The following is a 23756-nucleotide window of genomic DNA, read 5'->3' as shown; positions in this document are numbered from 1 at the left end:
TCGCGACGAAGCGCGGGGCGCACCTGGCCCTGTCCCTCGAGCGGCTCGAGGCGCTGCGATCCGCGCCGCGGCCGATGCAGCGCATCGGCCTTTCCGCCACGCAGCGGCCGCTCGACGAGGTCGCGCGGCTGCTCGGCGGCGGCGAGACCGACGGCGCCGGCGGGCGCTTCGCGCCGCGGCCGGTGACCCTCGTCGACGCGAGCGCCCCGAAGGCCCTGGAGCTCCGCATCGAGGTGCCCGTCGAGGACATGACCAAGCTCGGCGAGGCCGCCCGCGCAGGCGAGGGCCCGAGGGGGGCGCCCGCCGAGCCGGCGCAGCGCTCGATCTGGCCGAGCATCCACCCGCGCCTCGTCGAGCTCGTCCGCGCCCACCGCACCACCATGATCTTCGTGAACAGCCGGCGCCTCGCCGAGCGCCTCGCCGCGGCGCTCAACGACACCGCCGGCGCCGAGATCGCGCTCGCGCACCACGGATCGATCGCCCGCGAGCAGCGGCAGCAGATCGAGGAGCGGCTCAAGGCGGGCCTCCTGCCGTGCATCGTCGCGACCTCGTCGCTCGAGCTCGGCCTCGACCTCGGCTCCGTCGACCTCGTGATCCAGCTCGAGGCGCCGCCCTCCGTCGCCGCCGGGCTCCAGCGCGTCGGGCGCGCGGGGCACGAGGTCTCCGGCACGTCGCGCGGCGTCGTCTTCCCGAAGCACCGCGGCGATCTGCTCGCCTGCGCCGCCGCCGCGTCCCGCATGCGCGAAGGCAAGGTCGAGGCGACCCTGTACCCGCGGAACCCGCTCGACGTCCTCGCCCAGCAGATCGTCGCCATCGCCTCGATGGACACCCTCCACGTCGATGCGCTCTTCTCGCTCGTTCGCCGGGCGGCGCCCTTCGCCGAGCTGCCCCGCGCGAGCTTCGAGGGCGTGCTCGACATGCTCTCCGGCCGCTACCCGTCCGACGAGTTCGCCGAGCTCCGGCCCCGCATCGTCTGGGACCGGGTCGGCGGCGCAGTGCGCGCCAGGAAGGGTGCGAAGCGCCTCGCCGTCGTCAACGCCGGCACCATCCCTGACCGCGGCCTCTACGGCGTCTTCCTGGACACCGGCGGCGACGCCGCGCGCCCCGGCCGGCGCGTCGGGGAGCTCGACGAGGAGATGGTCTTCGAGGCCCGCGAGGGCGAGGTCTTCCTCCTCGGCGCCTCCTCGTGGCGCATCACCGACATCACCCATGACCGCGTCCTCGTCGTCCCCGCCCCGGGCGAGCCCGGCAAGATGCCGTTCTGGCGTGGCGACCAGGCCGGGCGCAACGCCGAGCTGGGCGCCTCCATCGGCGCCCTCGCGCGGCGCCTCGCCGCGCTGACCGACGGCGAGGCCGAGCGCACGCTCGCGGACGAGCATGGCCTCGACGAGCGCGCGGCCTCGAACCTCGTCCGGTACGTGCGCGACCAGGCCGCGGCCACGGGCGACGTCCCGAGCGACCGCACCCTCGTGATCGAGCGGTTCATCGACGAGGTCGGCGACCACCGCATCTGCCTCCTCTCGCCGTTCGGCGGCCGCGTCCACGCGCCGCTCGCGACCTGCATCGCCGAGCGGTGCCGCCTCGAGCTCGGCCTCGCGGTCGACACCGTGTGGACCGACGACGGCATCGTCCTGCGGCTGCCCGAGTCGGAGTCGCCCCCCGACGCGAAGCAGCTCCTGCCGCAGGCCGACCAGGTGGAGGAGCTGCTCGTCCGCGGCCTCGGCGACACCGCCCTCTTCGCCTCGCGCTTCCGCGAGTGCGCCGGCCGGGCGCTGCTCTTGCCGCGCAAGTTCCCCGGCAAGCGCTCGCCGCTCTGGGCCCAGCGCAAGCGCGCCGCCGACCTGCTCGCCGTCGCGTCGCGCTACGGCTCGTTCCCCATCCTGCTCGAGACCTACCGCGAGTGCCTTCGCGACGTCTTCGACCTCACGGCGCTCGAGGATCTCCTCCGGCAGATCGCCGCCCGAAAGGTCCGCGTGGTCACGGTCGACGTCCGCGCGCCCTCGCCGTTCGCGGCCACGCTGCTCTTCACCTACGCCGGCAACTTCATCTACGAGGGCGATCTGCCGCTCGCCGAGCGAAGGGCGCAGGTGCTCACGATCGATCACAGCCGCCTGCGCGAGCTGCTCGGCGAGGCCGAGCTGCGCGAGCTGTTCGACGCGGACGCGGTGCTGGCCCTCGAGGCGTCGCTCCAGCGCCTCGACGGCCGAGCGCCGCTCAAGCACGAGGACCAGGCGCACGATCTCCTGCTCTCGCTCGGCGATCTCACGCGCGACGAGATCGCCCGGCGCGCGGCCGCTCACGACGCCCCGCCCGAAGCGACCCGCGAGCGCGCCGCCGCGTGGATCGACGAGCTCGTCCGGGACCGGCGCGCCATCGAGGTCCAGATCGGCGGCGAGCGCCGCGTCGCCGCCGCCGAGGACGCGGGCCGGCTGCGTGACGCCCTCGGCGTGGTGCCGCCGCTCGGCCTCCCGATCGCGTTCCTCGAGCCCGTCGCGGACCCGCTCGGCGAGCTGGTTGCCCGCTACGCGCGCACGCACGGGCCCTTCCGCGCCGACGACGTGGCCCGGCGCTTCGGCCTCGGCCCTGCGCCGGTGCTGGCCGCGCTCGCGCGCCTCGCCGAGCGAGGCCGCGTTGTCGAGGGCGAGTTCCTCCCCGGCGGCCGCGGCCGAGAGTTCTGCGACGCCGAGGTGCTGCGCTCGCTGAAGCGCCGCTCCCTGGCCCGGCTGCGCGCCGAGGTCGAGCCGGTCCCGCCGGAAGCCTACGCCCGCTTCCTCGCCGACTGGCACGGTCTGCACCGCCGCCGGCGCGGCCTCGACGGCTTGCTCGCGGCGCTCGAGCAGCTCCAGGGCGCGCCCCTCTCGGCCTCCGCCCTGGAGGCCGAGATCCTGCCCGCCCGCGTCGAGGGCTACCGGCCCGGCGATCTCGACGCGCTCTGCGCGGCCGGCGAGGTCCTCTGGCGCGGCGTCGAGCCGGTCGGCGACGGCGACGGCCGCGTCGCGCTCTACCTGGCCGAGGCCTTTCCGTACCTCGCCCCGCCGCCTGGCCGCGCCGAGGGGGCGCTCGCCGAGGGCATCCGCGCCGCGCTCGCGCGCCGCGGCGCGCTCTTCTTCTCCGACCTGTCGCGCGAGACGGGCGCCTTCGGCGCGGACCTGCTCGCCGCGCTCTGGGATCTCGTGTGGGCCGGCGAGGTCACGAACGACACGCTCGCCCCGCTGCGCGCCCTCGGCCGCGCGTCCGGATCGGGCGGCCGTAGGCGTGACCGCGACCGCGCTGCGTCCAGCCGTGGCCTCGCGGCGCTGCGGGCGCGCCGGATCGGCCCGCCGGGCAGCGAAGGGCGCTGGTCGCTGCTGTCGTCTCCCGGCGCGCCCGGCGCTGCTGGCGGCGCGTCATCCGCCGCGCCCGGCGCTGCCGGCGGCGCACCTGGCGAGACCGAGCGACGCGCGGCGCTCGCCCGCGCGCTGCTCGAGCGCCACGGGGTGCTCACGCGTGAGGCGGCGGCGGTCGAGGGGCTCGCCGGCGGCTTCTCCGCCGTCTACGACGTGCTCCGCGCCATGGAGGAGGCCGGTCAGGCGCGGCGCGGCTACTTCGTCGCGGGGCTGGGCGCCGCGCAGTTCGCGGTGCCCGGCGCCGACGATCGCCTCCGGTCCTGCCGCGAGCCGTCCGACGATCCCCGGACGCTCGTCCTCGCTGCCACGGATCCGGCGAGCCCCTGGGGCGCCGCCGTCCGCTGGCCCGAGCTCCCCGCGCCCGTCGACGGCGGCACCGAAGGCGCCGTCCGCGGCCCGGTCCGGCCGCAACGGGCCGCGGGCGCCCTGGTGATCCTGCACGACGGCCGCCTGCTCGCCTGGATGGGCCGCACCGAGCGGAGCCTCACCACGTTCCTGCCGGAGGCCGAGCCGGAGCGCGGCGACGCGATCCGCGCCATCGCGTCGGCGCTCGGGGCGCTCGTCGACGAGGGGCGGCGGCGCGCCGTGCTCGTGGCCACGATCGACGGCGAGCCCGCGCACAGCTCCCCCCTCGCGCGCGCGCTTTCTGACGTGGGCTTCACCTCCGGAGCGCACGGCTACCTCAAGCGGGCCATCACGCCCGAGGGGGGCGGGTGGCGGCCGCGGCACGTGCCGCCCGCGAACGCGCCCGACTGGGCTCGCCGCGCGGCGGCGGCGGGCCTCGATGCGCCGGAGGACGAGGTCGACGGCTTCAGGCCGCCGCCCGGGCTCCGCTCGTGGCCCTCCGGCCCTCCGACCGGTGGATGGCGGATGTCGCCCGCCGGCGCGACGGAGGGCGGCGCGCAAGCGACGGAGGGCGGCGCGCAAGCGACGGAGGGCGGCGCGCCGGACGAGAGCGACCTCGACGACGACCCGGCGATGTTCGAGGACGGCGCGGGGATCGACGACGGCGACGACGGCTCGGAGTAGCCATCGTCAGGGGCTGGAGTGGTCCTCTCCGAACCAGTGATTCCGGGTACTGGCGTCTGGGTTTCCGCCATCACCCACCGTCGACCGGGGGGCGGGCGCGGCGGAGGGAGCGCTGCGGCGTCGCGCGTGTCGACAGCGCCAAGAAGGACCGCCGAGCAACCGTGAAAGGGCGATACCTTTCGTGGTTCCTCGGCGGCTCTTCGTGGTCCTCGCGCCCTCGGGCCATCCCGAGCGGCGCGCCGGAACGGTCTAGTTCTGCTGGGGTTGTTCGTCCACCTTCACCTGTTGCTCATGGCTTCCATTGCGGCCCTTCCGGCTCCGGCCCTCGCCGTTCGTCGCCTGACTCCGCGCCTCGGCGCCCTTGCGCCCGATCTCGGCCATGTGTTCGCGGTTCTGACTGACTGCCTCGCCGCCCTTGCGGCCCGCTGCGCGCGCCTCCTCGGACGTGAACTCGTGCGCCGTGCCCTTCTCATGAGCCGCCTTGCCGCCCTGACTCGCGATCTGGCGCTGCTGATCCGCGTTCATCGCTGCGAAGCCTCGCTTGCTCTCGCTGGTCTGTCCCATGAATCACTCCTCGGATGGATTGCCTCGTGAACGCCACTCGACGACCGTGGCTACCTGCTGCTGCTTGGCCACATCAGGCCGGCGGTGCCGGCGACGCCGGGGCCATGCTGCAACGCGGGTGCCAGGCCGGGGAGCTCGGACGAATCTGCCGATGCGTCGAGGCCGGACAATTGATGACCATCGGGTCGCCAGGGGTGTCGTCCCGAGGGTTCGCTGTGGCAAATTGCCTCACTGTGCGCTCCGCCGTGTCTGGTCGCCCCAGTCTGCGGGCTCCGTCGCGACAGGCTCACTGGAAGCGGCCGGTCGCCCGGATCGCCTTCTGTCGCCATCCTCTGGTCGAACGAACCAGCGAGATGACTGCCATCATCGCGCAACACAAGAGCTCACGGTGGCCCTCTCAGGGTTCACCTGCGCGGCTGCCGCTGCTCACGATCGAGCGTCCGGCATCTCCCGATGGCTCCCTTGCGCTCTGTCCACTCAGGCGGACCCTATGATTCTCGTGTGGTTGTTATTCTGCTGTGACAGGGTTGAATCTGGATGATCGGGGGGCCACCTTGACGATCTTGTGACGGCAGCCTTCAGGCGGGGCGTCGAAGGGCTGCGGCGCTGGCGCATCGCGTCTTGACAACACGATGCCGCTGCCGCTCTCGTTGCACTGCATCATCACCTTCAGCGCCCGGCCCGACGACGAGGCTTCCGGGCGGCCGGGGTGACGACATTGCAGGAGATTCACATGGCGCTTGCGATCCAGGGGGCTCGTCTCGATGGGGGCCAGCTCTGCTCACCGAACATGACATCATGGCCGCGCCCCGCGCGCGGCCGCGCTCCTGGCTACGCGCGTGGCGCGGGCCTGGTCGCGCTCTCGCTGGCGCTCCTCGCTGGCTGCGGCGGCACCGGAGGCGCGGCGCCCGCCGAGAGCCCTGAGCCGGGCCCCGCGTCCGCGCCCGAGCCCGCGGCGAAGGAGCCCTTCGACATCGAGGAGGCGCTCGCCCGCGAGACAGGCGAGCTGCCCGCCCGGGAGCTCCGCGCCGCGGACTGGTCGGCGCGCGCGTTCGGGGCAGGGGAGGCGAAGATCGAGCCGAAGGAGAAGCTCGTCGCGATCTCCATCCCCCTCGGCACGGACACCCATGTCGAGTGCTTCGTCTACAATACGATGCTCGACTCGGGCGAGGTGATAAGGAACTTCATCGAGCTGCTCGACCCTGCGAAGGTGGAGGTCGCTCGCGTCGCTCCCTGGGAGGTGAGCGTGCACCGGGAGAGCCCCGCGGTGTTCGTGCAGGCGCTCTACCTCGTCCCGACCGCCGGCGGGAAGGCGGCCGGCCTGCTCAAGATCGCGCTGCACGCGGACAGGGCGCGCCCCATCGCCTGCCTGCATGACGAGGTCGGGTATGTCCGCACGTTCGAGCGGCTCGCCAAGGCGCTCTTCGACTCGTTCGACTCGAAGAGCGCCGCGCCGAAGCCCGAGTACACGGACACCGTCATCCTGCGCCTCGACAAGCTCCCTGTCGGCTTCGAGACGAGCGATCTGCTCAAGGACGAGGGCGGCCAGCGGCGATGGTTCTCCCGCTCGGCCACCTTCGTGCCGCGTGACCCCAAATCTCTGCACATCGAGGATGAGGCGTCGAACGTGCTGATCGATCCTCAGGGGCAGATCAAGGAAGGCGTCTGGATCGAGACGTCGGGAGGCAAGGCGAACCACCGTATCGAGCTGTCCCAGAAGAAGAACTTCGAATACGAGTACTCGGGAGAGGTCGAGGGCAAAAAAATCCAAGGGACGTTCACGCCGGCGGCCAAGGCGTGGCTCGCCTCGCCCGTCGCCACCGCCTCGGCGCTCGCCCGGCTCCTCAAGAAGAAAGGCTCCTTCGACCTGAAGCAGCAGGAGTACATGCCCAGCGTCGATCCGACGAAGCCCGTCGACGTCCAGTACCTCCGCGACGCCTCGGGCGCCGTCACGGTCTCTCTGAAGACGATGCGCCTCGTGGGCAGCCTCGCTCTGGACGGCCGTCCGGAAGCGTTCGAGATCTCCGCCGGTCCTCCCAAGCTGACGATCCAGCGAGCCTACGTCAGGGGCAAGCTGTAAAACCGCCCGTGGACGCGCTCCCGGGCCTGTCCGGGAGCGCCAGGGCGCTCGCCGACGGTCATGCGCGGTGAGCCTTGCTGGTCGGACACCATCCAGCGCAATCGCCGGCCGGCACCCTCGAAGGTCCCGGTTTCTGTGAAATTGGAAAATTTCTGCGCCGACAAAATGTTGTCGGTTGCGCTGGATGGCTGCAGCGCTTGAGTATCGTCGTCATTTTTATTGATTCATGACGATTTGGTGATCCTGCCCCGCTCGGATCAGGTTATATATCCTCCCGGTCGGCCGAACGACTCTTCGCTGGAACAAAGAATCATTTTTCGAGCGGAAGGAGCTCTCAATGCGCTCTGTGAGATCGCGTAGATTGCGTGTCTGCGGCTCGGCCAGCTTCAATCTTGGTGTAATGACCGCGGGTGTATTCGCGCTTACGGCCTGCGTGTCGGATCTCGACGACGAGCCGGTCGAGGACGTCGGCAGTGGCCAGGAAAGCTTCGAGGCGTTCGAGAGGGCCGCGTTCCGCGAGCCTGGCTCTGGTGTCTACATCGTCGATGGGGACACGCCCGTCGCGGACATCAAGCATCTCCGGGAGTTCTGGGAGACGTACGTACGAGATGGCGCCCTCATCGTGCAACGCAGCGGCGGCAGCGATGTCGTCTGGTCGGCGGTCCAGAAGAAGAGCATCACCTACTGCGTGAGCACGACCTTCGGCGCGCGCCATGCCGCCGTCGTGGCGGCCATGGCTGCCGCCACGGCTTCCTGGGAGAGCGCCGCGGATGTCGATTACATCTACCAGAGCGCTCAGGACGCGACCTGCGCTGCTGGCAACAGCAACGTCGTCTTCGACGTGAGGCCGACGAACTCCGGCGGCCAGTACATCGCGCGGGCGTTCTTCCCCAACGATACGCGATCGGTGCGGAACGTGCTGATCGACTTCAAAGAACTCGAGGTGTCTGGCGTCGCGCTCGAGGCAGCCCTGCGGCACGAGCTTGGCCACACGCTCGGCTTTCGGCACGAGCACACGCGCCCCGAGGCGGGCGTCTGCTTCGAGGACAACGCGTGGCGCGCGCTGACCACCTATGACTCGGATTCCGTCATGCACTATCCCCAGTGCAACGGCACCGGCGACTGGAACTTCGTGCTGACCGCAAGAGACATCCAGGGCGCCCAGGCGCTCTACGGCCCGCCTGGCGGCGCCGGCGGTAGCGGCGGTAGCGGCGGCGCTGGTGGGGGCAGTGGCGGTAACGGCGGCGCTGGTGGAGGTAGCGGCGGCGCTGGTGGCGGCAGCGGCGGCGCTGGTGGCGGCAGCGGCGGCAGCACGACGGTGACCGAGAACTTCAGCAGCAGTGTCAACGCAGGTGCGTTCGCGGACATCGGACCGAGCGCCGGTTTCGCTGTCACGCCGGGGACTGGCCTCACTGTGGTGATGACCGGCACCGGCGATCCCGACCTCTATGTGAAGTTCGGATCGGCGCCGACGACGGCCTCGTACAGCTGCCGCCCGTACCTCTCCGGGGCATCCGAGACGTGCACGTTGACCGTGCCGACAGGGCAAACCAAGGCGTACGTCAAGGTCAGAGGGTACAGCGCGGCCACCTGCAACGTGGCGGTGACCTATACCCGATCGAGCGGCCCCAGCAGCGGCGGCGGCACGGCCACGTCGGCCAACTTCAACGGCCGCCTCGCGGCGGGCGCCTCGGCGTCGCACGGGCCCCTCTCGGTGGTGCCTGGCACGAACCTCCGGCTTGTGATGACCGGCACCGGCGACCCTGATCTCTACGTGAGGTTCGGCGCCGCGCCGACCCTGACCTCGTACGACTGCCGTCCGTATCTGGACGGCGCCGCGGAGACCTGCAATTTGACGGTCCCGGCGGGGCAGACGCAGGCCTTCCTCTCGGTGAACGGCTTCGCGGCCAGCACATATCAGCTGAGCGCGACCTACACGGCCCCTTAGTCAGGGCGGGCCCCCCTGACGCGTCGAGCCATTCGAGGGAATGGATTGGCCGAAGGGTCGCCCGACCGGGTGTGTTCGCACCCATCGAGGGCGTCATTTCTGGGCGTCATTTCGGCGTGACGCGACGCGCCCCTGCTGGCGGCGTCCTGGACACCACCGCTGACGAACCCTCGATACGGGGAGGTGGGTATCAGGCGCAGGATGAGCAGAGTACGGAGAGCCCATCGTCCAATCTGCGAGCGACATCTCGCACAAAAATCGTCGCCGAAAATTGGGCGCCTAAGGGAACCCTTCGTAGGGTGCTCTCATGGACAAGAAAATTTTAGCCGCAACTCTCCTGCAGGCTCTGGCCATGGCTCAACGCGAAGGACGCTCCGAGACACTCGACTCGCTGGTCGAGAAGCTGCGCGTTCGCCGCCGGGATATCCGCGGCACGCTGACCCTGCTTCACCGCCAGGGCATGCTGGACGTGCTCCACATGCGACTCACGCTCTCCGGGTTCGCCATCGGCTCGGCGCTCATCGGAAAGACGCTGCCGGCGCTCCGGGCCGCTCCGCGGGCTTCCACCGCGGCGGCGTGAGCCAGCGCCGCGCTGCACGCCGCGCGCGGTGACGGCGGCGCGCGAGCTCCCGGCGCTCATCGGGCGCCCCCGCGCGACGGCGCCGCCTAGGCCTCGACGAGGCCCGCTCGCACCGCGAGGCGGGTCAGGTCGGCCACGCTGTGCGTCGCCACCTTCGCGCAGAGGCGCGCCCGGTGCGTCTCGACCGTCTTCACGCTGATCGAGAGCTGGGCGGCGACCTCCTTGGCCGAGAGACCCATGGCGAGCAGCCGGAGCACCTGCCGCTCCCGGTCGCTCAGCGCGGCCACCACGTCGCCCCTGGCGGCGGCGTCGCGCCGCTGGAGCGCGCGCACCATCGCGGCGCTCACGTCCGGCGATACGGCCGTGCGCCCCCGGACGACGGTGCGCAGCGCCTCCACGAGATCGGCGAGCCGGCTCTGCTTCGAGAGATATCCATCGGCGCCGGCCCGCATCGCCTCGGCTACCCGGAACTCGTCGCGGTGCATCGAGAGCACGATGACGCGGAGCTCCGCGACGCCCTTCAGCTCCCGGATGAGGTCGACGCCGCTGCGGTCAGCGAGGCCGAGCTCGATCACCGCCACCTGACAGCGGTGGATCTCCTGAGCTCGGAGCGCCTCCTGCCCGCTTCCAGCCTGAACGACCTCGCTCACCCCCGGCTGCGACGTCAGCGCGTACGCCAGCGCTTCCCGGACGACGTTCTGGTCATCGACGAGCAGGATATTCATGTCGAAGGCCCCCCTTATCAAAGGGCCTTGTAACAGACTGCTTTGAGCTCCATGAACCTGTTTTATCGGTAAGGATTCGCCTGGCGACGACGATTCGGTTCCTGCGATGCTGGACTGGGCTCCTCGCAGAGCGCCTTGGACGAGCGCAGCAGAGAGATCGAGGTCGGGGCGATGGCCCTGGAACGTCGTTTCATCCGAGCGGGGCGTCGTGCCTCGGTGGGGGCGCATGCGCTCCAGCAGCCCGCAGCCCGCGCGTCTCGTGACGAGCCCTCGGCAGGCTTCGCCGGGGCGGCGCGGGGCCCGCGCCCGATGCCTCTCCCTTGGCCGTTATGTTTGCGGTAGATAGGCTGCCTCATGCCTCGCCCGCGCGGAGCGCTCTTCTCCGATCTACGCCATGACTCGGCCTTCTGGCGCCGCGCCCTCGCCGCGGGCGTCAGGCGCGGGCCGGAGCCCTTGGTGCGCCATAGCCCTCCGGTCTTCGGCGTGCTCTTCGCGGCCGCGCTCCCCGAGCTGCGCCGGCGCGTCGAGGAGAACCTCCGCCGCGTCCGCGGGCCGCGGTCGCGCCTCGTCGACCTGCTCGACAGCGGCGCGGTGTTCGCCTCCTACGGAAGCTGCATCGCCGAGGCGCTGCTGCTCGCGAGCGATCGCGGGTACACGGTGGTGCGGCGCTCCCGTGGCGTCGAGCACTACTACGCGTGCGCTGCAGCGGGCCGGGGGGTCATCATCGTCACCGCGCACACCGGCGGCTGGGACATCGCCGGCCAGATCCTCGGCGCGGTGCATCCGGCGGGCGTCATGCTGGCGATGCAGCGGGAACGGGACGCCGAGGCGCGCGCGATCCAGGATGCGGCGCGGCAGCGCGCTGGTGTCCAGGTGGTGCACATCGGCGATGGGCCGCTGGACGCCCTGCCGCTCCTCAAGCACCTGCAGCGAGGCGGCGTGGTCGCCATGCAGATCGATCGCGCGCCGCCCGGGATGCGCAGCCGGGAGGTCACCTTCCTCGGCGGCCGCTGGCGAGCGCCCGAGGGGCCGATCGCGCTCGCCGCGATGAGCGGCGCGCCGATCTTGCCCGTGTTCACGCACCGCCTGGGCTTCCTCGACTACGAGGCGGTCGTGGCGCCGCCGATCCGGCTCGCCCGCCGGGCGCCCGAGGAGGAGCGGGACGCGGCCGCGGCCGCGATGATGGGCGCCCTGGAGCGCTTCGTCCGGGCTCACCCGACACAGTGGTTCCACTTCACCGGCGACGGCCCGGTCACGCCGGAGGAGGACGGGACGGGTTGAGCTGAACAGCGGAGAAGACCGCAAGTGGGCCGATCAGCGCAAAGGCGGAGAGGCGGAGGCGAGCCGAAAGAACGCCAGAGACATCGAGAGAAGAGATTTCTCTCCGTGTCCTCTTGGCGTCTTTGTTTCTTGTTCCAGGGCGCCTTGCGCGGCGCGGCGCCGCTCTACAGCGGCCCTTCGGTCAGCCCGTGGACGAATTGCTTCACGCGCGGGTCGTCGCTCGCCTTCGCTTCTGCGGTGGTGCCGTCGAAGATGAGCCGCCCGCGGTAGAGCATCCCCACCCGGTCGGTGACCGTGAGCAGCCGGTCGAGATCGCTCGAGACCATCACCACGGTCGCGTTCATCGCCCGCTGCTCGGCGCGGAGCAGGTCGAAGATGCGCTGCGACGTGACCGGGTCGAGGCCGGCCGCGGGCTCGTCGTAGAGGACGATCTCGCCGCGCGCGATCGTGGCGCGGGCGACGCCCACGCGCTTCTTCTGGCCGCCGGACAGCCCTGCCGGCGTCCGTCCCTCGAAGCCCGCGAGAGACACCGCGCGGAGCCGCTCCGCGACCCGCTCCTCGATCTCGTCCTCGCTGAGATCGTAGAGCCGGCGCAGAGGGAACGCGATGTTCTCCCCGACGGTCATGTAGTCGAACAGCGCGTTGTTCTGGAACAGCATCCCGAACTTGAGACGGAACGTCTGGAGCTCGAGGTCGCTGAGCGCGTGGACGTCCTTCCCGTCGACGAGCACGCGCCCGTGGTCCGGCCGCAGGAGCCCGGTGATCATCTTGAGCAGCACGCTCTTGCCCGAGGCGCCCGGCCCGATGAGCCCGTAGAGGCAGCCGGCAGGCACGTCGAGGTCGACGCCCCGGAGGACCGGCATGCCCCCGAAGGTCTTCGTCAGCTGTTCGATCTGGATCATCGGTCGCGTGGACACGGTCGCCGGGGAGGGGCGCGCCGGCCTCGATGCTCGGTGGGGAGGGGCGCGCCGGCCTCCTTTACTTGAACGTCGTCCGGGCTACGTCGAGCCGCGGGTGGGACGGGAACGACATCCCGCGGATTTGCCCGGAGATGCACGAGGCGACGCTCGGGTTCGACGGGCTCGTCGTGACGGTGACCCCCACGGCGCGGCCGTTCTGCACCGCGGCGCAGACGTTCACCTCCATGCTCGAGGGCACGTTGCACGCATTCAGGTACGTGCCGCGGTTCAGCACGTTGCCGTAGGCGCCCGCCGTGAGGTCGGCCGGGCCGTTGTTGCCCATCTTGTACTCCTCGACATAACGCGCCTGCGCCGCCTCACAGCTCAGGCCACCGCCGAGCGTCGGGTAGCTGCCGCCGCCGCTCGGCCGCGCTCCGCCCCCGGCGCGCCCGGTCTTGCCGCTGCCGAGGCCGGCGTCGACCTCGATCGCGACGCGGTCGGTGGCGCCCTGCACCGCGAGCTCCTGCTCCTTGTGGCTGCGTTCGCGGTACCACCAGCCTGCGCCCGCGGCGAGGATGACGCCCATCAGGGCGAGGCCGAGCAGCGCCTTGTACTGCGTGCCCTGCTTCTCGGCCGACACGACGGCGTCGAGCGCGCGCTTCTCCTGCACGATGTCCCGGTTCAGCTTCGCCTGCTCGGCGAACGGGGCGAACTCCTCCCAGTCCTGGATCGCGCGCTCCTCCGCGGAGAACGTGTCGCGCAGCACCTGATCCCCTGTGAAGGAGCCGGACGCGACCTGCTGGAGCAGCTCCACGGACGAGAACGGCCCATGGTCCATGCCGTCCTTGATGACGACGTACCGCGGCCGCGGATCGGACTCGAGCGCGGCCTTGAGATCCGCGAGCTTGCGGGTCGGATCGTTGCCGTGCAGGCGCTGCGGCTGGTTGACCGGGATGGCGACCGCGAACGGTCCGTCCCCGGAGACCGCCTGGATCCTCGGCACCGACGGCGCCGACGGGACGCGCGCTTCCTCCTGGTGCCCGGTCGGCGGCATCATCGAGAGGTTGACGTCGACCTCGAACTCGCCGTCGGCATCGAGGTGCGACGTGTCGGCGCTCGGGGGCATCGACGAGGCGCTCGGGACGATCTGGTAGAGCGCCTGCGCGAGGGCGGCGAGATCCGCCGGGCGGTGCTTCGGATCGGCCACGAGCGACTTGCCGAGCACCGTTTCCAGCGCGGGCGGCAGGTCCGGGATCACGTCCGCCGGACGCCGCATCCCGGGGCCGACGCTGCTGTTCGTGAGCATTTCGTAGAGGATGGCCCCCACCGCGAAGACGCTCGCGCGCGCGTCGCCTTCGTTGCCCTTGCGCTCCTCGGGCGCCAGGCAGGCGCGGTCGCGCGGTAGCAGAGGAGGGGTGTGGGCGAGCTCCTCGATCAGCTGGATCGTGCCGTTCGCGCCGTGACCGAGGCACGAGGGGTGCACGAACATGGTCCGCCCCTGCGCGTGCAGCTCGTGCAGCTGGGTGCAGAGCGGCACGGCGAGGCCGATGGCCTCACGGATGTCGAAGCGGCGACCGGTCGCGCGGCGCGACTCCATCTCGGCGCGGAGCGTGCCGGCGGGGATGGACATGCCGGCCGGCAAGGGGGTGAGCAGGGGCTGGACCTGAGCGGACATCGGGGACGAACACTACGACAACACGCCGGGTCCGCTCAACGCCGCACCGCAACGTTGCAGTGTCGACGTGCGGCGAAGCCAGGTGCACACGTGGGACGAGCAGTGCGAGCGTGCGCTTGCGGCGTCAGCGTTCGTCAGCGCTCGTCAGCGCTCGTCAGCGCGAGTTTGCGTTGGCCTGCGTCCGCTGGTGTCGAGCAGCGTCCGTGCGCGTCGGTCAGCGCGCGTTTGTGTTGGTCTACGTCCGGGTGCGTCGGCCAGCGTCGGTCAGCGCGTGCTGGTGCCGGTCTGCGTCCGGGGGCGCTGAACGGCCTCGGCCGCGGCGGCGTCCGCGCCGAGCGCCAGGACGTGCCCTGCGAAGAAGCGGAGCAGGTCGGTCTCGCGCGACTTCGGCCAGCGGGCGTGGTTGATGGCGCCCTTCTTGGCGGAGCAGCGGTTCCGGAGCGCGCAGTGGGGCTCGTCCCTGCCGGCCTCGTCGAGGCGCAGGAACGAGGTGTGCGCGGAGAGCGCGTCGCGCGCGCGCAGCCATCGCTCGACCGACTCACACGGGAACGTGTCGTCGCACGCGCGGTAGACCGCCATCGCGGGCGGGGGAGGGCCGGGGCACGCCCACTCGGCGGGCGGCGCGTCGCTGCCGAACGTGGCGAACGCGGCGACGCGGTCCGCGCGCATCATGGCGTACGTCGCCGCCATGTGGCCGCCGTAGGAGCCGCCGAGCGCGTAGATGCGCCGCCGGTCGACGAGCTTCTTCTCGAGCAGCTGGTCGACGAAGGCGTCGACGGTCGCGACGTCGACGTTGCCCTCGCCGGTGAACTCGACGTCGAACGGCGCGGTCGGCGTGTACATCTTCGTGCCGCGCTCGCGCTCGGCCTGGCTCGGCGTCTTGAAGGCGCGGCCCTGGGGCGCGAGGACGATGAAGCCCGCGTGGGCCGGGTCGCCGGTCAGGTTCCACGTGGCGCCGAGCTTGCGCAGGCCCGTCTCCTTGTCGACGCTCGTCGGGTTGTCGCCGTCGGCGTGGAAGAAGACGATGAGCGGCAGCGGCGCGCGCGTCTCCACGCCGCTCGGCGCGATCACGCAGGCGTAGCGGGGCGACCCCTCGGCGTCGCGCGTCTCCAGCACCTGGGCGCCGCGGCACGGCGGCCTGCCGAGCGTCTTGCGGAGCTCTCGCCCGGGGCGCCCCTGCTCGGCGACGCAGCTCCCTTCGCTGGGCAGCCTGGCCTCGGGCGGCTTCGCCGGCGGCGCGGCCGCGCTGGCCGGACCGGCCGCGCGGGCGCCCGCGTCCTGCCGGGCCGCCGAAGGCCGCGGCTGCCCGCCGTCGGCCGCGGCCGCGCCGGCGTCCTGCTCGAAGACGCCGAGCAGGTCGCCGCCGTCGACCCCCGACGACGGCGTGGAGCAGGCCGCCGCGATCCACGCTGAGGCGCAGGCGAGGAGGACCCGGCCGCGCAGACGGACGGGGAAGTCGGGCGTCGAGGTGCGTCGCGGGCGGGTGCCGGGTCGAGGTCGAGGCACGCGCGCACTCTAGTACGACGTCGGCGGAGCTCCGCCCGGGATTTCTCCTTGGAGACCGCCGGTGAGCTCCCGGATCGCGCTTGCGCGATGCGCCGCGGCGCTGCCGGCGGCGGACTCGGCTGTACCGCTGGCAGCGAGCCGATCGCGCGCATGCGGCAGTGGCGTTCCTCGGCAGCCCCGAACGGCTAGGAGTCCCAGAGGGTGGTGACGAGCGCTGACTGCCGGATCACCGAATCTTTCGAGATGAGCGGTGTCCCTCGATGGATCGCCTCCGCGACGATCAGCCGATCGAAGATGTCCGGGATCGCGCTCAACGTGTGGCTCGCGAGGACGACCTCCGGAAGCAGCGACGTCAATCTGTAATTGTCGCTGGTGCGGATCGCCTCCAGGCGCGGCAGCAGGTGCGCCAGCGCGATTCCTGGCAGGCGTCCACGTTCGACCACCATGATCGTCTCGGCGATCACCACGGCGGGCACGTAGATGCGCGCGGAGCCGGCGTCGGTCGCCGCGAACGCCTGCTGCGCCGCGCTTCCGAGGCGGGAAGGGGCGTACATGCTCCATACGAGCGCGTGGGTGTCGGTCACATGCTCAGCGATCACGTCTCTGTCTCGGGCTCCTGGGCAGCATCGAACCGCCGAGCGCGCTCGCTGCGAAGCTCGGCGAGCACTCCGGCGACCGGGTCATCCTCGCCCGATGCTGGGGCCGCGCCGCCGAGCGACCCGAGCACCCGCACAAGCCTCCGCTCCGTGGGCGTCACGGCGAGGACGATCACCTCAGCCGGCCCCGGAGGGAAGTCTTCTGGAAGCTCGACGGCTATCCGGTGGTCATCCGCCACGTTCACGTTGAGCTTGTATGCATGCATGGCGATCCCTTCGCCGGAGCATACCACGGCCCCTCGGGGCACAGCGTCGGCTTGCCGACGGCCGGGTCTCCGGTATGGAACGCGTTGCTGGACGCGCCCATGGCCCATCGTACCCAGGACCTCCTCGCTGCCGCTCTGTGCCTCCCCGATGGAGAACGCCTCAAGCTCGCGTCCGAGCTGCTCGCCAGCGTCGAGGAGCCGCACGACGACGCCTGGAACGCTGCGTGGCTCGAGGAGATCGAGCGCAGGGAGCAGGCGGTACGCGATGGGGGAAGCGGGGGGGACGCGTGGGCCGAGGTTCGGGCGCGGGTCCTCGCGCGACTGGGCGCTCCTTGACCCGGCCGATCATCGTTCGCGTCGACGCGCAGGCCGAGGCGGACGAGGCTGCGGTCTGGTAGGAGCAGCGCCGTCTTGGGCTCAGGATCGAGTTCGTGAGAGCCCAGGCGTGACCCTCGACGCGAGCGGCGAGGGGCCCGAGTCATGGCCCGGATGGTAGGCTGGTTGCCCCTATCGAAACGATGTCCTGGTCCGTTTCCCTTTCGTCGTATTTCTCCCGACAGAAGGCGCTGGGATCTAGTTCGTCGCGCTCGCTCATGCGAAGTGGCGACCGGGGTACTGGATGCGACGCTCGGGCCAGTGAGAGCTCTCTCGGTTTCCGCCTACCCCAACCATGTCCTCGGTTGCCCGGCTGGGCCGTGGTGGCCATCCGAGAACTGCGCGAGAGTTCCCCAGAAATGAGCAAATGTCGTGAGCAGAAGCTTCGGGAGCGTTCGAGCTACAGCGAGCTCAGCGTGGAAGAGCGAAATCTTGCTGGATCCGGCGGATCAGGTCGGCCTCCGGAATGCGTAGTTCGACCGCGGTGGAGTAGGCGAGCTTCAGGAGATCGGCGGCATCGCCTCGATCGCCCGCGGCGTTGCGAGAGAGGCGGTTGAGCGCAGCGTTGACGCGCGCGATGAGAATGTCCCGAGTGTCGCCGAGCCGCTCGAAGACGGGCAGCTGTTCTTGTCGTATGCGCAGAGCCTCGTCGAGCTGGCCGCGCGCCTGAAAGATGTCGGCGATCCTGCCCATCGTCACAGCGCGCTCGCGCTCGTCACCGAGCCGCTCGAAGGCGGGCAGCTGTTCTTGTCGTATGAGCAGCGCCTCGTCGAGCTGGCCTTGCGCCTCGAAGATGTCGGCAATCTGGCCCATGGTCACGGCGCGCTCGCGCACGTTGCCAAGCCGCGTTGAGCTGGCCTCGCGCCTGGACAATATTGGCGATCTGGCCCATGGTCACGGCGTGCGAGCGCACGTCGCCGAGCCGCTCGAACACGGCAAGCTGTTCTTCCTGACGTATGCGGAGCGCCTCGTCGAGCTGGCCTCGCGCCTGGACAATATTGGCGATCTGGCCCATGGTCACGGCGCGCTCGCGCACGTCACCTAGCCGCTCGAAGACGGGAAGCTGTTCTTCCTGACGTATGCGCAGCGCCTCGTCGAGCTGGCCTCGCGCCTCGAAGATGTCGGCGCGACAGCCCGCGGCGAGCGCGGCTTCCCGCTCGTCCCCCCTGGCTCGGTCCAGCGCCAATTTTTGCTCTGCAGCCTCTAAAGCGCTGCTCATGGCGCCCACGTTTCGAGCGACGTTTGCCAGCGTCCAGAGCAGGCCGGACCGCTCCTTCGGGTCGCTCCTCTCCTTGAGCCCCCGCATGCAGAACTCCATCCACACGTGGAACGGGCCATTCAGCATTGCATACTGCGACCCTGCCCGTTCCACCAGCGCGACCTCCTCCTCGCTCACCCGTCCGAGCCATGCCGAAAGCGTCCCCGCTTCGCGTGTCACCTCCTTCCACGGCTGTTCCGCCTTCGCTCCCAACCGTGTCACGAACCATTCCGTCATTCGAGCCAGCGCTGCTGTCTCATCCGTGCCCCGTCGCAGCCACTCCGCGAGCAGCGGGTGGATCCGCCAGGCATCGTCCTCTCGCTGCTCCGCCAGCATTATTAAGGAGAGCTTCCCCGCGGTGTTCATCAACCGGCTGAACTCCACGGCGGAGAGCCCGGCGATCGCCTCGCCGAGGCTTCGCCCGGACCCGCCGAGTGGCGCATGCCCAAGCGCGCGCAGCCCCGGGACGAGCGTGTCGGCGTCGGCCCCGAGCTGCCTGCCGAGCAACGCCAGTGAGAGAGAGAACGTCCGGTGCAGGTTCGCCCGCCGTGGATCCTCTTGGAGCAGCCTATCGTCCGGATGGTTTGGGTCGAGATCGAACCCGCTGCGGCGCAGCTCGTCGAGGAACGTCGCCGCATCATATCCGCCCGCGCGCAGGTACCCGGCGGCGAGGTGAAGCGCCAGCGGCAAGCGTCCAAGCTCCCGCACGAGGTGCCCGAGCTCGTCCCTCTTGCCTCGCACGCGCTCGGGCGGAAGCTCAGCCTCGATCTGTGCCAGCGCCGTCGGCTCGTCGAACTCCGTGACCGGGACGCGCGCCCAGCCTGCATGGTTTCCGAGCCCCTTGTAACGGCCCGTCACGATCATAGGACAGCCCCGCAACCACCTCGTGAGCTGTACAACCGCACCGGCCGCCGCCTCGCTGTCCACGTTCTCCAAGTGCAGGAGCGTCAGCGGCGCACGCAGCCGATCGCGCAACAGCGTAGCCATCTCCTCCGGTGGCGCGCGCAGGGACAACCGATCCGCGATCTGCCCGAGCAACGCGGTCGAGAGCGAATCCGCCGCACGGCTCTCTTCCGGCTGGAGCGCGACGAGCACCGTCCCACCCGGGAAGTCGGCGGCCCTGTCGAGCCGAAACTGCTCCGCGAGGTACGACTTGCCCACGCCCGGCATCCCCTGCACGGCGCAGATCGCTGCGGGCTTGCGCTCACCCGCGCTGGGTAGGAGCGCCTCGGCGATGCGTCGCAGCTCCTCTCGCCGCCCGACGAAGATGCGGCCACGCGCAGATGGTGGGGGGGGAGGCTCGGACGGAGAGCGCAGCACCCACGTGAGACGGCCGTGCGGCGCCTCTGAGTACAAGCCTCCATCATCGAACCAGAAGCCCCTCTGGCGATCGGAGAACCCGCGCAGCCGTACGTCGTAGCGCTTCGGTCGTCCCGCTCCGTCCAGCGTCACGTCGAAGAGGTGGCAGGCGTTCCGCCAGGTGTTCGCGAGGCTCCCCTCGTAGAGGCACCCCGCCGCGACCTGCCGCAGGATCTGCCCGGGGCCCACCCATGCGGCGAGCTCCTCACGATGCAGGTGCCCGCGCAGGACCAGATCCACGTGCTCGGTAAGCAGGTCGCGGCAACTGTCGGCGTCTCCGAGATCCGTGAGCGGATGGTGCATGAGCGCGAGGCGAAAACCCGGCAGGGTCTTGCCGTCCGCGTCCATGACGAGGCGCGCCACCTGATCCTCGGTGAGCAGGAGGTTGCCGCTATCCGCGTTGTCGCCGCAGAGCCACGCCGAATCGAGGCCGTGCACGTCGAAAGGCCAGCCAGGCACCCGTACGCGGTAGCCGAGCCGCCCGTGCGGCGAGCGATCGGGCAAGAGGGCGTCATGCCCGATGGACGACAACCACGCACGGAACGCGGCCCCTCGCTCGAGGACCTGCTCGCGCTGCTCGTCCCGCAACCCGCGGGGTGTCTTGCCGCCCCCTAGCCAGCGTGACCTCTCGATCGCAGGTACGTCGGGCAGCTCGGCGCGCAGCTGCTCCCACGCAGCCTGGGCAACCTGTGCTCGCGTTCGTGGGCCATGCTCGCTCCGACGAGGGTATCAGGTCCGGCGTATCGACCCCCTTGTCTGGATACGCTCGGAAGGAGCAGGCGGCGGGTCGCGGGGGAGGCAGTGCCACCGGAGGCGATCGGCGCGAGTTGGAATGCGGCCAAGCGCCGCCGGAAGGTGATCGAAGTAAGATGTCTTACTTCGAGGTGCCGCCAGGAGGCGACCGAAGCGAGTTGGAGCGTGGGGAGGGGCCTCCGGGAGGCGATCGAGGTAAGGTGTCTTACTTCGAAGTGCCGCCGTGAGGCGATAGGCGTGAGCTGGAATGTGGGGAGGGGCCTCCGGGAGGTGATCGAAGTAAGATGTCTTACTTCGAAGTGCCGCCGTGAGGCGATCGGTGCGAGCTGGAATGTGGCGAGGTGCCTCCGGGGGGCGATCGACGTCGATGGAGCGCTCGTTCCACTTCGTGGCGCGCGTCTTCGTGGCGAGCGTCGAGCCCGACCGGCTCATCACCGCCAGGCTGCGCCCGCCGTGACGCAGCCGCGGACGGTCTCGATCGGGTTGCCCGCCCGCCAGTGCGTCGGGTCCGTGCCCGCCGGGGACGAAATCGCGACGGCAGGCCCCGCTGCCTTGCGGGGGGACCCTTCATGGCTAGGCTGGTCCGCGGCCCACCCATGACGCTCTTCGATATCCTCGTCGGCGCCGCGCTCGCGGCGGTCCTTGCTTTCCAGGTCTACGTCACCGTGCGCGTCTTCCGGAGCCGCGTCTACGAGCCCAAGCAGAAGGTCTGGCAGGCGCAGCTCGTCTGGCTCCTGCCGATCATCGGCGCCGGGCTTGTGTTCTCGATCCTCCAGGAGGAGGACCGGGCCCACCGCGACGCCTCCTCGCACCTCCGGAGCTGAACCGGCGCCGCGCGGCCGCCTCGCGGCCACGTGCGGTCACGTTGAACGGTCGACCTCGCTCCCTTCTCCGTCCTCTACGCCCATCTGGTCACCCCGGCGCCCCCCGATGGCGGATGGCCCGGCAGACCTGGGACGATCGAACAGGAAAATTAGGTTTCACCCTTCGGTCCAGCGGCCCCGTGCGCTATGGCTCAGGGAGCATGGCGGACGACGTCTTCGGCATCGTCGGGACCACGCAGGCGGGTAATTTCCACGTCGAGCAGGTGGTCGCGGAGGGAGGATTCGGCGTGGTGTACCGCGCGCTCCACGCCGGCTTTCGCGCGCCTGTCGCCTTGAAATGCCTGAAGGTGTCCGAGGCGAAGACCCCGCGCGAGCGGCAGCTCTTCCTCGAGAAGTTCCGCGAGGAGGCCCAGCTGCTCTTCCGGCTCTCGGCCTCGATCCCGGAGGTCGTCCGCCCGCTCCACGTCGACGTGCTGCACCTGAAGCGAGGGGAGTTCGTCCCCTTCCTGGCCCTCGAGTGGCTGGAGGGTGAGTCGCTCGACAAGGTCATCGATCGACGGAGGCTCAAGGGAGAGCCGCCGATCCCGCTCCACAGGCTGATGAAGATGATGCGCCCCATCGCGCAGGCGATCGCGCGCGCGCATCGCTTCCCGAGCCCGAACGGAACGGTGTCGATCATCCACCGCGATCTCAAGCCCGAGAACATCTTCATCACGACGCAGGAGGGGACGGAGCGCCTCAAGATCCTCGACTACGGCATCGCGCAGGCGAAGACGCTGGCCGAGCAGGCGGTCGGACGGGTGACGAACGGCGATCCGCTGAACGCGTTCTCCCCGGCGTACGGCGCCCCGGAGCAGTGGGCGCCGAAGCGGTTCGGGCAGGCGGGAACTTGGACCGACGTCTGGGGTCTCGCGCTCACCATGGTCGAGGCGCTCGTAGGGCGGCAGGTGATCGACGGCGAGGCGCAGGCGATGATGGGGACGGCGCTCGACGTGAAGCGCCGGCCCACGCCCCGGGCCGAGGGCGCCAACATCCCGCCGGAGGTCGACGCGGTGTTCGAGCGCGCGCTCGCCGTGAGCCCGCGCGACCGCACGCGCGACATCGAGGCCTTCTGGACGGAGCTGGAGGCGGCGATGGGGCTCCCGGCGACCTTCGGGCGGACCTCCGCGCAGGACGACGCGTACTCCGTTCCGCCGCCTCCGTCGTCGTCGATGCGCGCGGCCCCGCAGGTCAAGCGCGCCGCGCACGTGTGGCTCGACACGCCCAGCGACGCCGGGTCGCTCGAGCTCGATCTCGACGTGGCCCCGGCCTCGATGCGCGCGCCGAGGGGAGGGCGCCGCGAAGGTCCCGCGAGCAGCGTGCGCCCACCGCCGCCCTCGGAATCGGCCGGGCTCGAGATGGACCTCCCCGAGGCGCCGCAGAGCGCGCGGAGCAGAGGCATGGGCGCGATCGTCCCGGAGAGCATGCCGACGAGCGCGCGAGGCCGCGCCGGCTTCGCGGAGGCGACGCCCGTGGGGGCGCTCCCGCGCGGCGGCGGCATGGAGAGCGCCCCGCCGAGCATGCTCGCGCGCGGGGGCGGGATGATCGAGAGCACGCCGCCGCTGGAGATGGCGCTCAGCGTCGCGCCGCGCACGACGTCGGTCGCGCCGGCCGCGGTGCGCGCGCTGTCGGACATGCCGTCGAGCAGGTACCGGCCGACGGGGCGTCCGCCGGCGGACGTGCGGCCGCGCCCGCCGGACCCGAAGCCGCTCGGCGGGCCGACGCTCCTCCAGCAGCTCGGGCTGCCCGTGGCCTGCATCGTGTTCGCGTGCGTGGTCACGGTGGCCGACCTCATCATGAAGCAATCGGGCGAGGCGCTGAGCTTCGGCCCGGTGCGCTCGTTCTGGGTCGCCGGCGTGCTGCTCCTGTTCGGCGTCGGGCTGTTCTTCTGGCGCATGCTCGGAGATGCTGGAGATGCCTGATCTGACGCACGGGAGCGCCGCCGCGGGCGAGCGCGCCGATCAGAGCGTGTCGGCCCGCTTCACGCGGCTGATGAACGCGTCGACCTCGCGGTGGGGCGTGCTCACCGATCCGCCGCTCGTGGCGCTCGCCTCCGGCGTGTTCCTGCTCGTCTTCCTCGGGGCGCTCGGCCGCGATGCGGGCCCCGAGGTCGCGCGCGCGCTCGGGGTCCTCGTATTCGCGCCGATCTCGGTCGCGCTCGTCGTCAGCGTGGCGCTGCGCGGCGCGCGTCGCGCCGTCGTCGCGTGGCTCGCGCGCCAGCCGTTCCCGGTGGAGAACCTGAACGCCGTGCTGAACGGCCTGGGCGAGGCGCTGGAGGTCACCTTCGTCGGCGCGGCACCGGAAGCGACGGAGCTCAACGTCGAGCTCGACAAGGTGCACCCGGACGCGTTTGTGACGGGGGGCGTCGAGGACGCGCGCACGCTGGACATCCGCATCGGCGTCGTCGACTCGAAGCGCAATCCGGCCGCGACGAACCACCAGCGCTACGCGCGCGTCCGCGAGCTCGTCGAGCGCGTGCTCGTGCCGCTCGCGGAGCGCTATCCGATCCAGGTCGTCCGGGTGAAGTGAGCGCGCGCCGGACGCGCGCATCCAGGCGGCGGGGCGTCATCCGAGGGCTCACGCGGGCGCTTGCCATGTCGCCCCGTTCCCCTG

At 71.0% G+C, this 23756-nt stretch carries 18 protein-coding genes (1 of these 18 cut by a window edge); 9 read left to right on the top strand and 9 right to left on the bottom strand.

Going from position 1 to position 23756, the window contains the following annotated elements; all coding sequences use genetic code 11:
- Positions 1 to 4415, top strand: partial view of an Lhr family helicase gene (locus WMF45_RS22315; protein ID WP_437718871.1) — the 3' portion only. The gene continues 538 nt to the left of window position 1, outside the view; 4415 of the gene's 4953 nt are visible here — the last part of the coding sequence; its start codon lies beyond the left edge, outside the window; its stop codon occupies positions 4413 to 4415.
- A 249-nt stretch (positions 4416 to 4664) separates the two neighbouring features.
- Here the strand turns inward: WMF45_RS22315 and WMF45_RS22310 are convergent, their stop codons facing one another.
- Entirely contained in the window at positions 4665 to 4979 is a 315-nt protein-coding gene (locus tag WMF45_RS22310) for a KGG domain-containing protein (RefSeq protein ID WP_437718870.1), read from the bottom strand.
- 733 nt (positions 4980 to 5712) lie between these two features.
- On the opposite strand from WMF45_RS22310, the gene WMF45_RS22305 reads away from it, so the two are divergent.
- The 3 genes from WMF45_RS22305 (at position 5713) to WMF45_RS22295 (ending at position 9587) form a co-directional block, all read left to right on the top strand.
- The gene (locus WMF45_RS22305; RefSeq protein ID WP_437718869.1) at positions 5713 to 7059 is read left to right on the top strand and encodes a hypothetical protein; all 1347 of its coding nucleotides are present in this window, start codon (positions 5713 to 5715) and stop codon (positions 7057 to 7059) included.
- A 433-nt stretch (positions 7060 to 7492) separates the two neighbouring features.
- Positions 7493 to 9007: a pre-peptidase C-terminal domain-containing protein gene (locus WMF45_RS22300; protein ID WP_437718868.1), complete on the top strand. Its 1515-nt coding sequence runs from the start codon at positions 7493 to 7495 to the stop codon at positions 9005 to 9007.
- A 307-nt stretch (positions 9008 to 9314) separates the two neighbouring features.
- Complete coding sequence (locus WMF45_RS22295) at positions 9315 to 9587, top strand: hypothetical protein (protein ID WP_012236596.1); 273 nt, start codon at positions 9315 to 9317, stop codon at positions 9585 to 9587.
- 86 nt (positions 9588 to 9673) lie between these two features.
- Here WMF45_RS22295 and WMF45_RS22290 read toward each other — a convergent pair whose 3' ends face one another.
- Positions 9674 to 10312 (bottom strand): response regulator, encoded by a 639-nt coding sequence (locus WMF45_RS22290; protein ID WP_437718867.1) that lies wholly within the window; start codon positions 10310 to 10312, stop codon positions 9674 to 9676.
- 354 nt (positions 10313 to 10666) lie between these two features.
- Between WMF45_RS22290 and WMF45_RS22285 the strand changes: the two genes are divergently transcribed.
- Positions 10667 to 11593, top strand: a complete 927-nt coding sequence (locus tag WMF45_RS22285) for an LpxL/LpxP family acyltransferase (RefSeq protein ID WP_437718866.1) — start codon at positions 10667 to 10669, stop codon at positions 11591 to 11593.
- A 164-nt stretch (positions 11594 to 11757) separates the two neighbouring features.
- Here the strand turns inward: WMF45_RS22285 and WMF45_RS22280 are convergent, their stop codons facing one another.
- From WMF45_RS22280 to WMF45_RS22260, 5 genes are all read right to left on the bottom strand, one after another.
- A complete protein-coding gene (locus WMF45_RS22280) occupies positions 11758 to 12495 on the bottom strand; it encodes an ABC transporter ATP-binding protein (RefSeq protein ID WP_437718865.1) in 738 nt (245 codons plus the stop codon).
- A gap of 76 nt (positions 12496 to 12571) precedes the next feature.
- Entirely contained in the window at positions 12572 to 14167 is a 1596-nt protein-coding gene (locus WMF45_RS22275; RefSeq protein ID WP_437718864.1) for a hypothetical protein, read from the bottom strand.
- 264 nt (positions 14168 to 14431) lie between these two features.
- The gene (locus tag WMF45_RS22270) at positions 14432 to 15673 is read right to left on the bottom strand and encodes an alpha/beta fold hydrolase (protein ID WP_437718863.1); all 1242 of its coding nucleotides are present in this window, start codon (positions 15671 to 15673) and stop codon (positions 14432 to 14434) included.
- A gap of 185 nt (positions 15674 to 15858) precedes the next feature.
- Positions 15859 to 16272 carry a type II toxin-antitoxin system VapC family toxin gene (locus WMF45_RS22265; protein WP_437718862.1) on the bottom strand — a complete coding sequence of 138 codons (414 nt, stop codon included), beginning with the start codon at positions 16270 to 16272 and terminating at the stop codon, positions 15859 to 15861.
- On the bottom strand, positions 16269 to 16535 hold the full coding sequence (locus tag WMF45_RS22260; protein WP_437718861.1) for a hypothetical protein: 267 nt from the start codon (positions 16533 to 16535) through the stop codon (positions 16269 to 16271). Before WMF45_RS22260 ends, WMF45_RS22265 begins: the two co-directional genes overlap by 4 nt.
- A 99-nt stretch (positions 16536 to 16634) precedes the next feature.
- Between WMF45_RS22260 and WMF45_RS22255 the strand changes: the two genes are divergently transcribed.
- Positions 16635 to 16871 carry an addiction module protein gene (locus WMF45_RS22255; RefSeq protein WP_437718860.1) on the top strand — a complete coding sequence of 79 codons (237 nt, stop codon included), beginning with the start codon at positions 16635 to 16637 and terminating at the stop codon, positions 16869 to 16871.
- Positions 16872 to 17321: 450 nt separating this feature from the next.
- Here WMF45_RS22255 and WMF45_RS22250 read toward each other — a convergent pair whose 3' ends face one another.
- Complete coding sequence (locus tag WMF45_RS22250; RefSeq protein WP_437718859.1) at positions 17322 to 17723, bottom strand: tetratricopeptide repeat protein; 402 nt, start codon at positions 17721 to 17723, stop codon at positions 17322 to 17324.
- Positions 17626 to 20115 (bottom strand): metallophosphatase, encoded by a 2490-nt coding sequence (locus tag WMF45_RS22245; RefSeq protein ID WP_437718858.1) that lies wholly within the window; start codon positions 20113 to 20115, stop codon positions 17626 to 17628. The genes WMF45_RS22250 and WMF45_RS22245 overlap by 98 nt, the downstream gene beginning before the upstream one ends.
- 734 nt (positions 20116 to 20849) lie before the next feature.
- On the opposite strand from WMF45_RS22245, the gene WMF45_RS22240 reads away from it, so the two are divergent.
- The 3 genes from WMF45_RS22240 (at position 20850) to WMF45_RS22230 (ending at position 23672) form a co-directional block, all read left to right on the top strand.
- Complete coding sequence (locus WMF45_RS22240; RefSeq protein WP_437718857.1) at positions 20850 to 21104, top strand: hypothetical protein; 255 nt, start codon at positions 20850 to 20852, stop codon at positions 21102 to 21104.
- 200 nt (positions 21105 to 21304) lie between these two features.
- Positions 21305 to 23065 (top strand): serine/threonine protein kinase, encoded by a 1761-nt coding sequence (locus WMF45_RS22235; protein WP_437718856.1) that lies wholly within the window; start codon positions 21305 to 21307, stop codon positions 23063 to 23065.
- Positions 23058 to 23672 (top strand): hypothetical protein, encoded by a 615-nt coding sequence (locus tag WMF45_RS22230; protein ID WP_437718855.1) that lies wholly within the window; start codon positions 23058 to 23060, stop codon positions 23670 to 23672. The genes WMF45_RS22235 and WMF45_RS22230 overlap by 8 nt, the downstream gene beginning before the upstream one ends.
- Positions 23673 to 23756 lie beyond the last annotated feature (84 nt).

It is taken from the genome of Sorangium sp. So ce448 (genome assembly GCF_051520915.1).
Lineage (GTDB): Bacteria > Myxococcota_A > Polyangia > Polyangiales > Polyangiaceae > Sorangium > Sorangium cellulosum_B.
Note: the sequence above shows the minus strand (reverse complement) of the source record. Positions and strands in the feature narration are given on the sequence as shown.

Excerpts from the sequence above, each read along its gene's own strand:
- WMF45_RS22310 (WP_437718870.1), bottom strand. The coding sequence starts at position 4,979 with ATGGGACAGACCAGCGAGAGCAAGCGAGGCTTCGCAGCGATGAACGCG.
- WMF45_RS22305 (WP_437718869.1), top strand. The coding sequence starts at position 5,713 with ATGGCGCTTGCGATCCAGGGGGCTCGTCTCGATGGGGGCCAGCTCTGC.
- WMF45_RS22295 (WP_012236596.1), top strand. The coding sequence starts at position 9,315 with ATGGACAAGAAAATTTTAGCCGCAACTCTCCTGCAGGCTCTGGCCATG.
- WMF45_RS22290 (WP_437718867.1), bottom strand. The coding sequence starts at position 10,312 with ATGAATATCCTGCTCGTCGATGACCAGAACGTCGTCCGGGAAGCGCTG.
- WMF45_RS22285 (WP_437718866.1), top strand. The coding sequence starts at position 10,667 with ATGCCTCGCCCGCGCGGAGCGCTCTTCTCCGATCTACGCCATGACTCG.
- WMF45_RS22280 (WP_437718865.1), bottom strand. The coding sequence starts at position 12,495 with ATGATCCAGATCGAACAGCTGACGAAGACCTTCGGGGGCATGCCGGTC.
- WMF45_RS22275 (WP_437718864.1), bottom strand. The coding sequence starts at position 14,167 with ATGTCCGCTCAGGTCCAGCCCCTGCTCACCCCCTTGCCGGCCGGCATG.
- WMF45_RS22260 (WP_437718861.1), bottom strand. The coding sequence starts at position 16,535 with ATGCATGCATACAAGCTCAACGTGAACGTGGCGGATGACCACCGGATA.
- WMF45_RS22255 (WP_437718860.1), top strand. The coding sequence starts at position 16,635 with ATGGCCCATCGTACCCAGGACCTCCTCGCTGCCGCTCTGTGCCTCCCC.
- WMF45_RS22250 (WP_437718859.1), bottom strand. The coding sequence starts at position 17,723 with ATGGGCCAGATTGCCGACATCTTCGAGGCGCAAGGCCAGCTCGACGAG.
- WMF45_RS22240 (WP_437718857.1), top strand. The coding sequence starts at position 20,850 with ATGGCTAGGCTGGTCCGCGGCCCACCCATGACGCTCTTCGATATCCTC.
- WMF45_RS22235 (WP_437718856.1), top strand. The coding sequence starts at position 21,305 with ATGGCGGACGACGTCTTCGGCATCGTCGGGACCACGCAGGCGGGTAAT.
- WMF45_RS22230 (WP_437718855.1), top strand. The coding sequence starts at position 23,058 with ATGCCTGATCTGACGCACGGGAGCGCCGCCGCGGGCGAGCGCGCCGAT.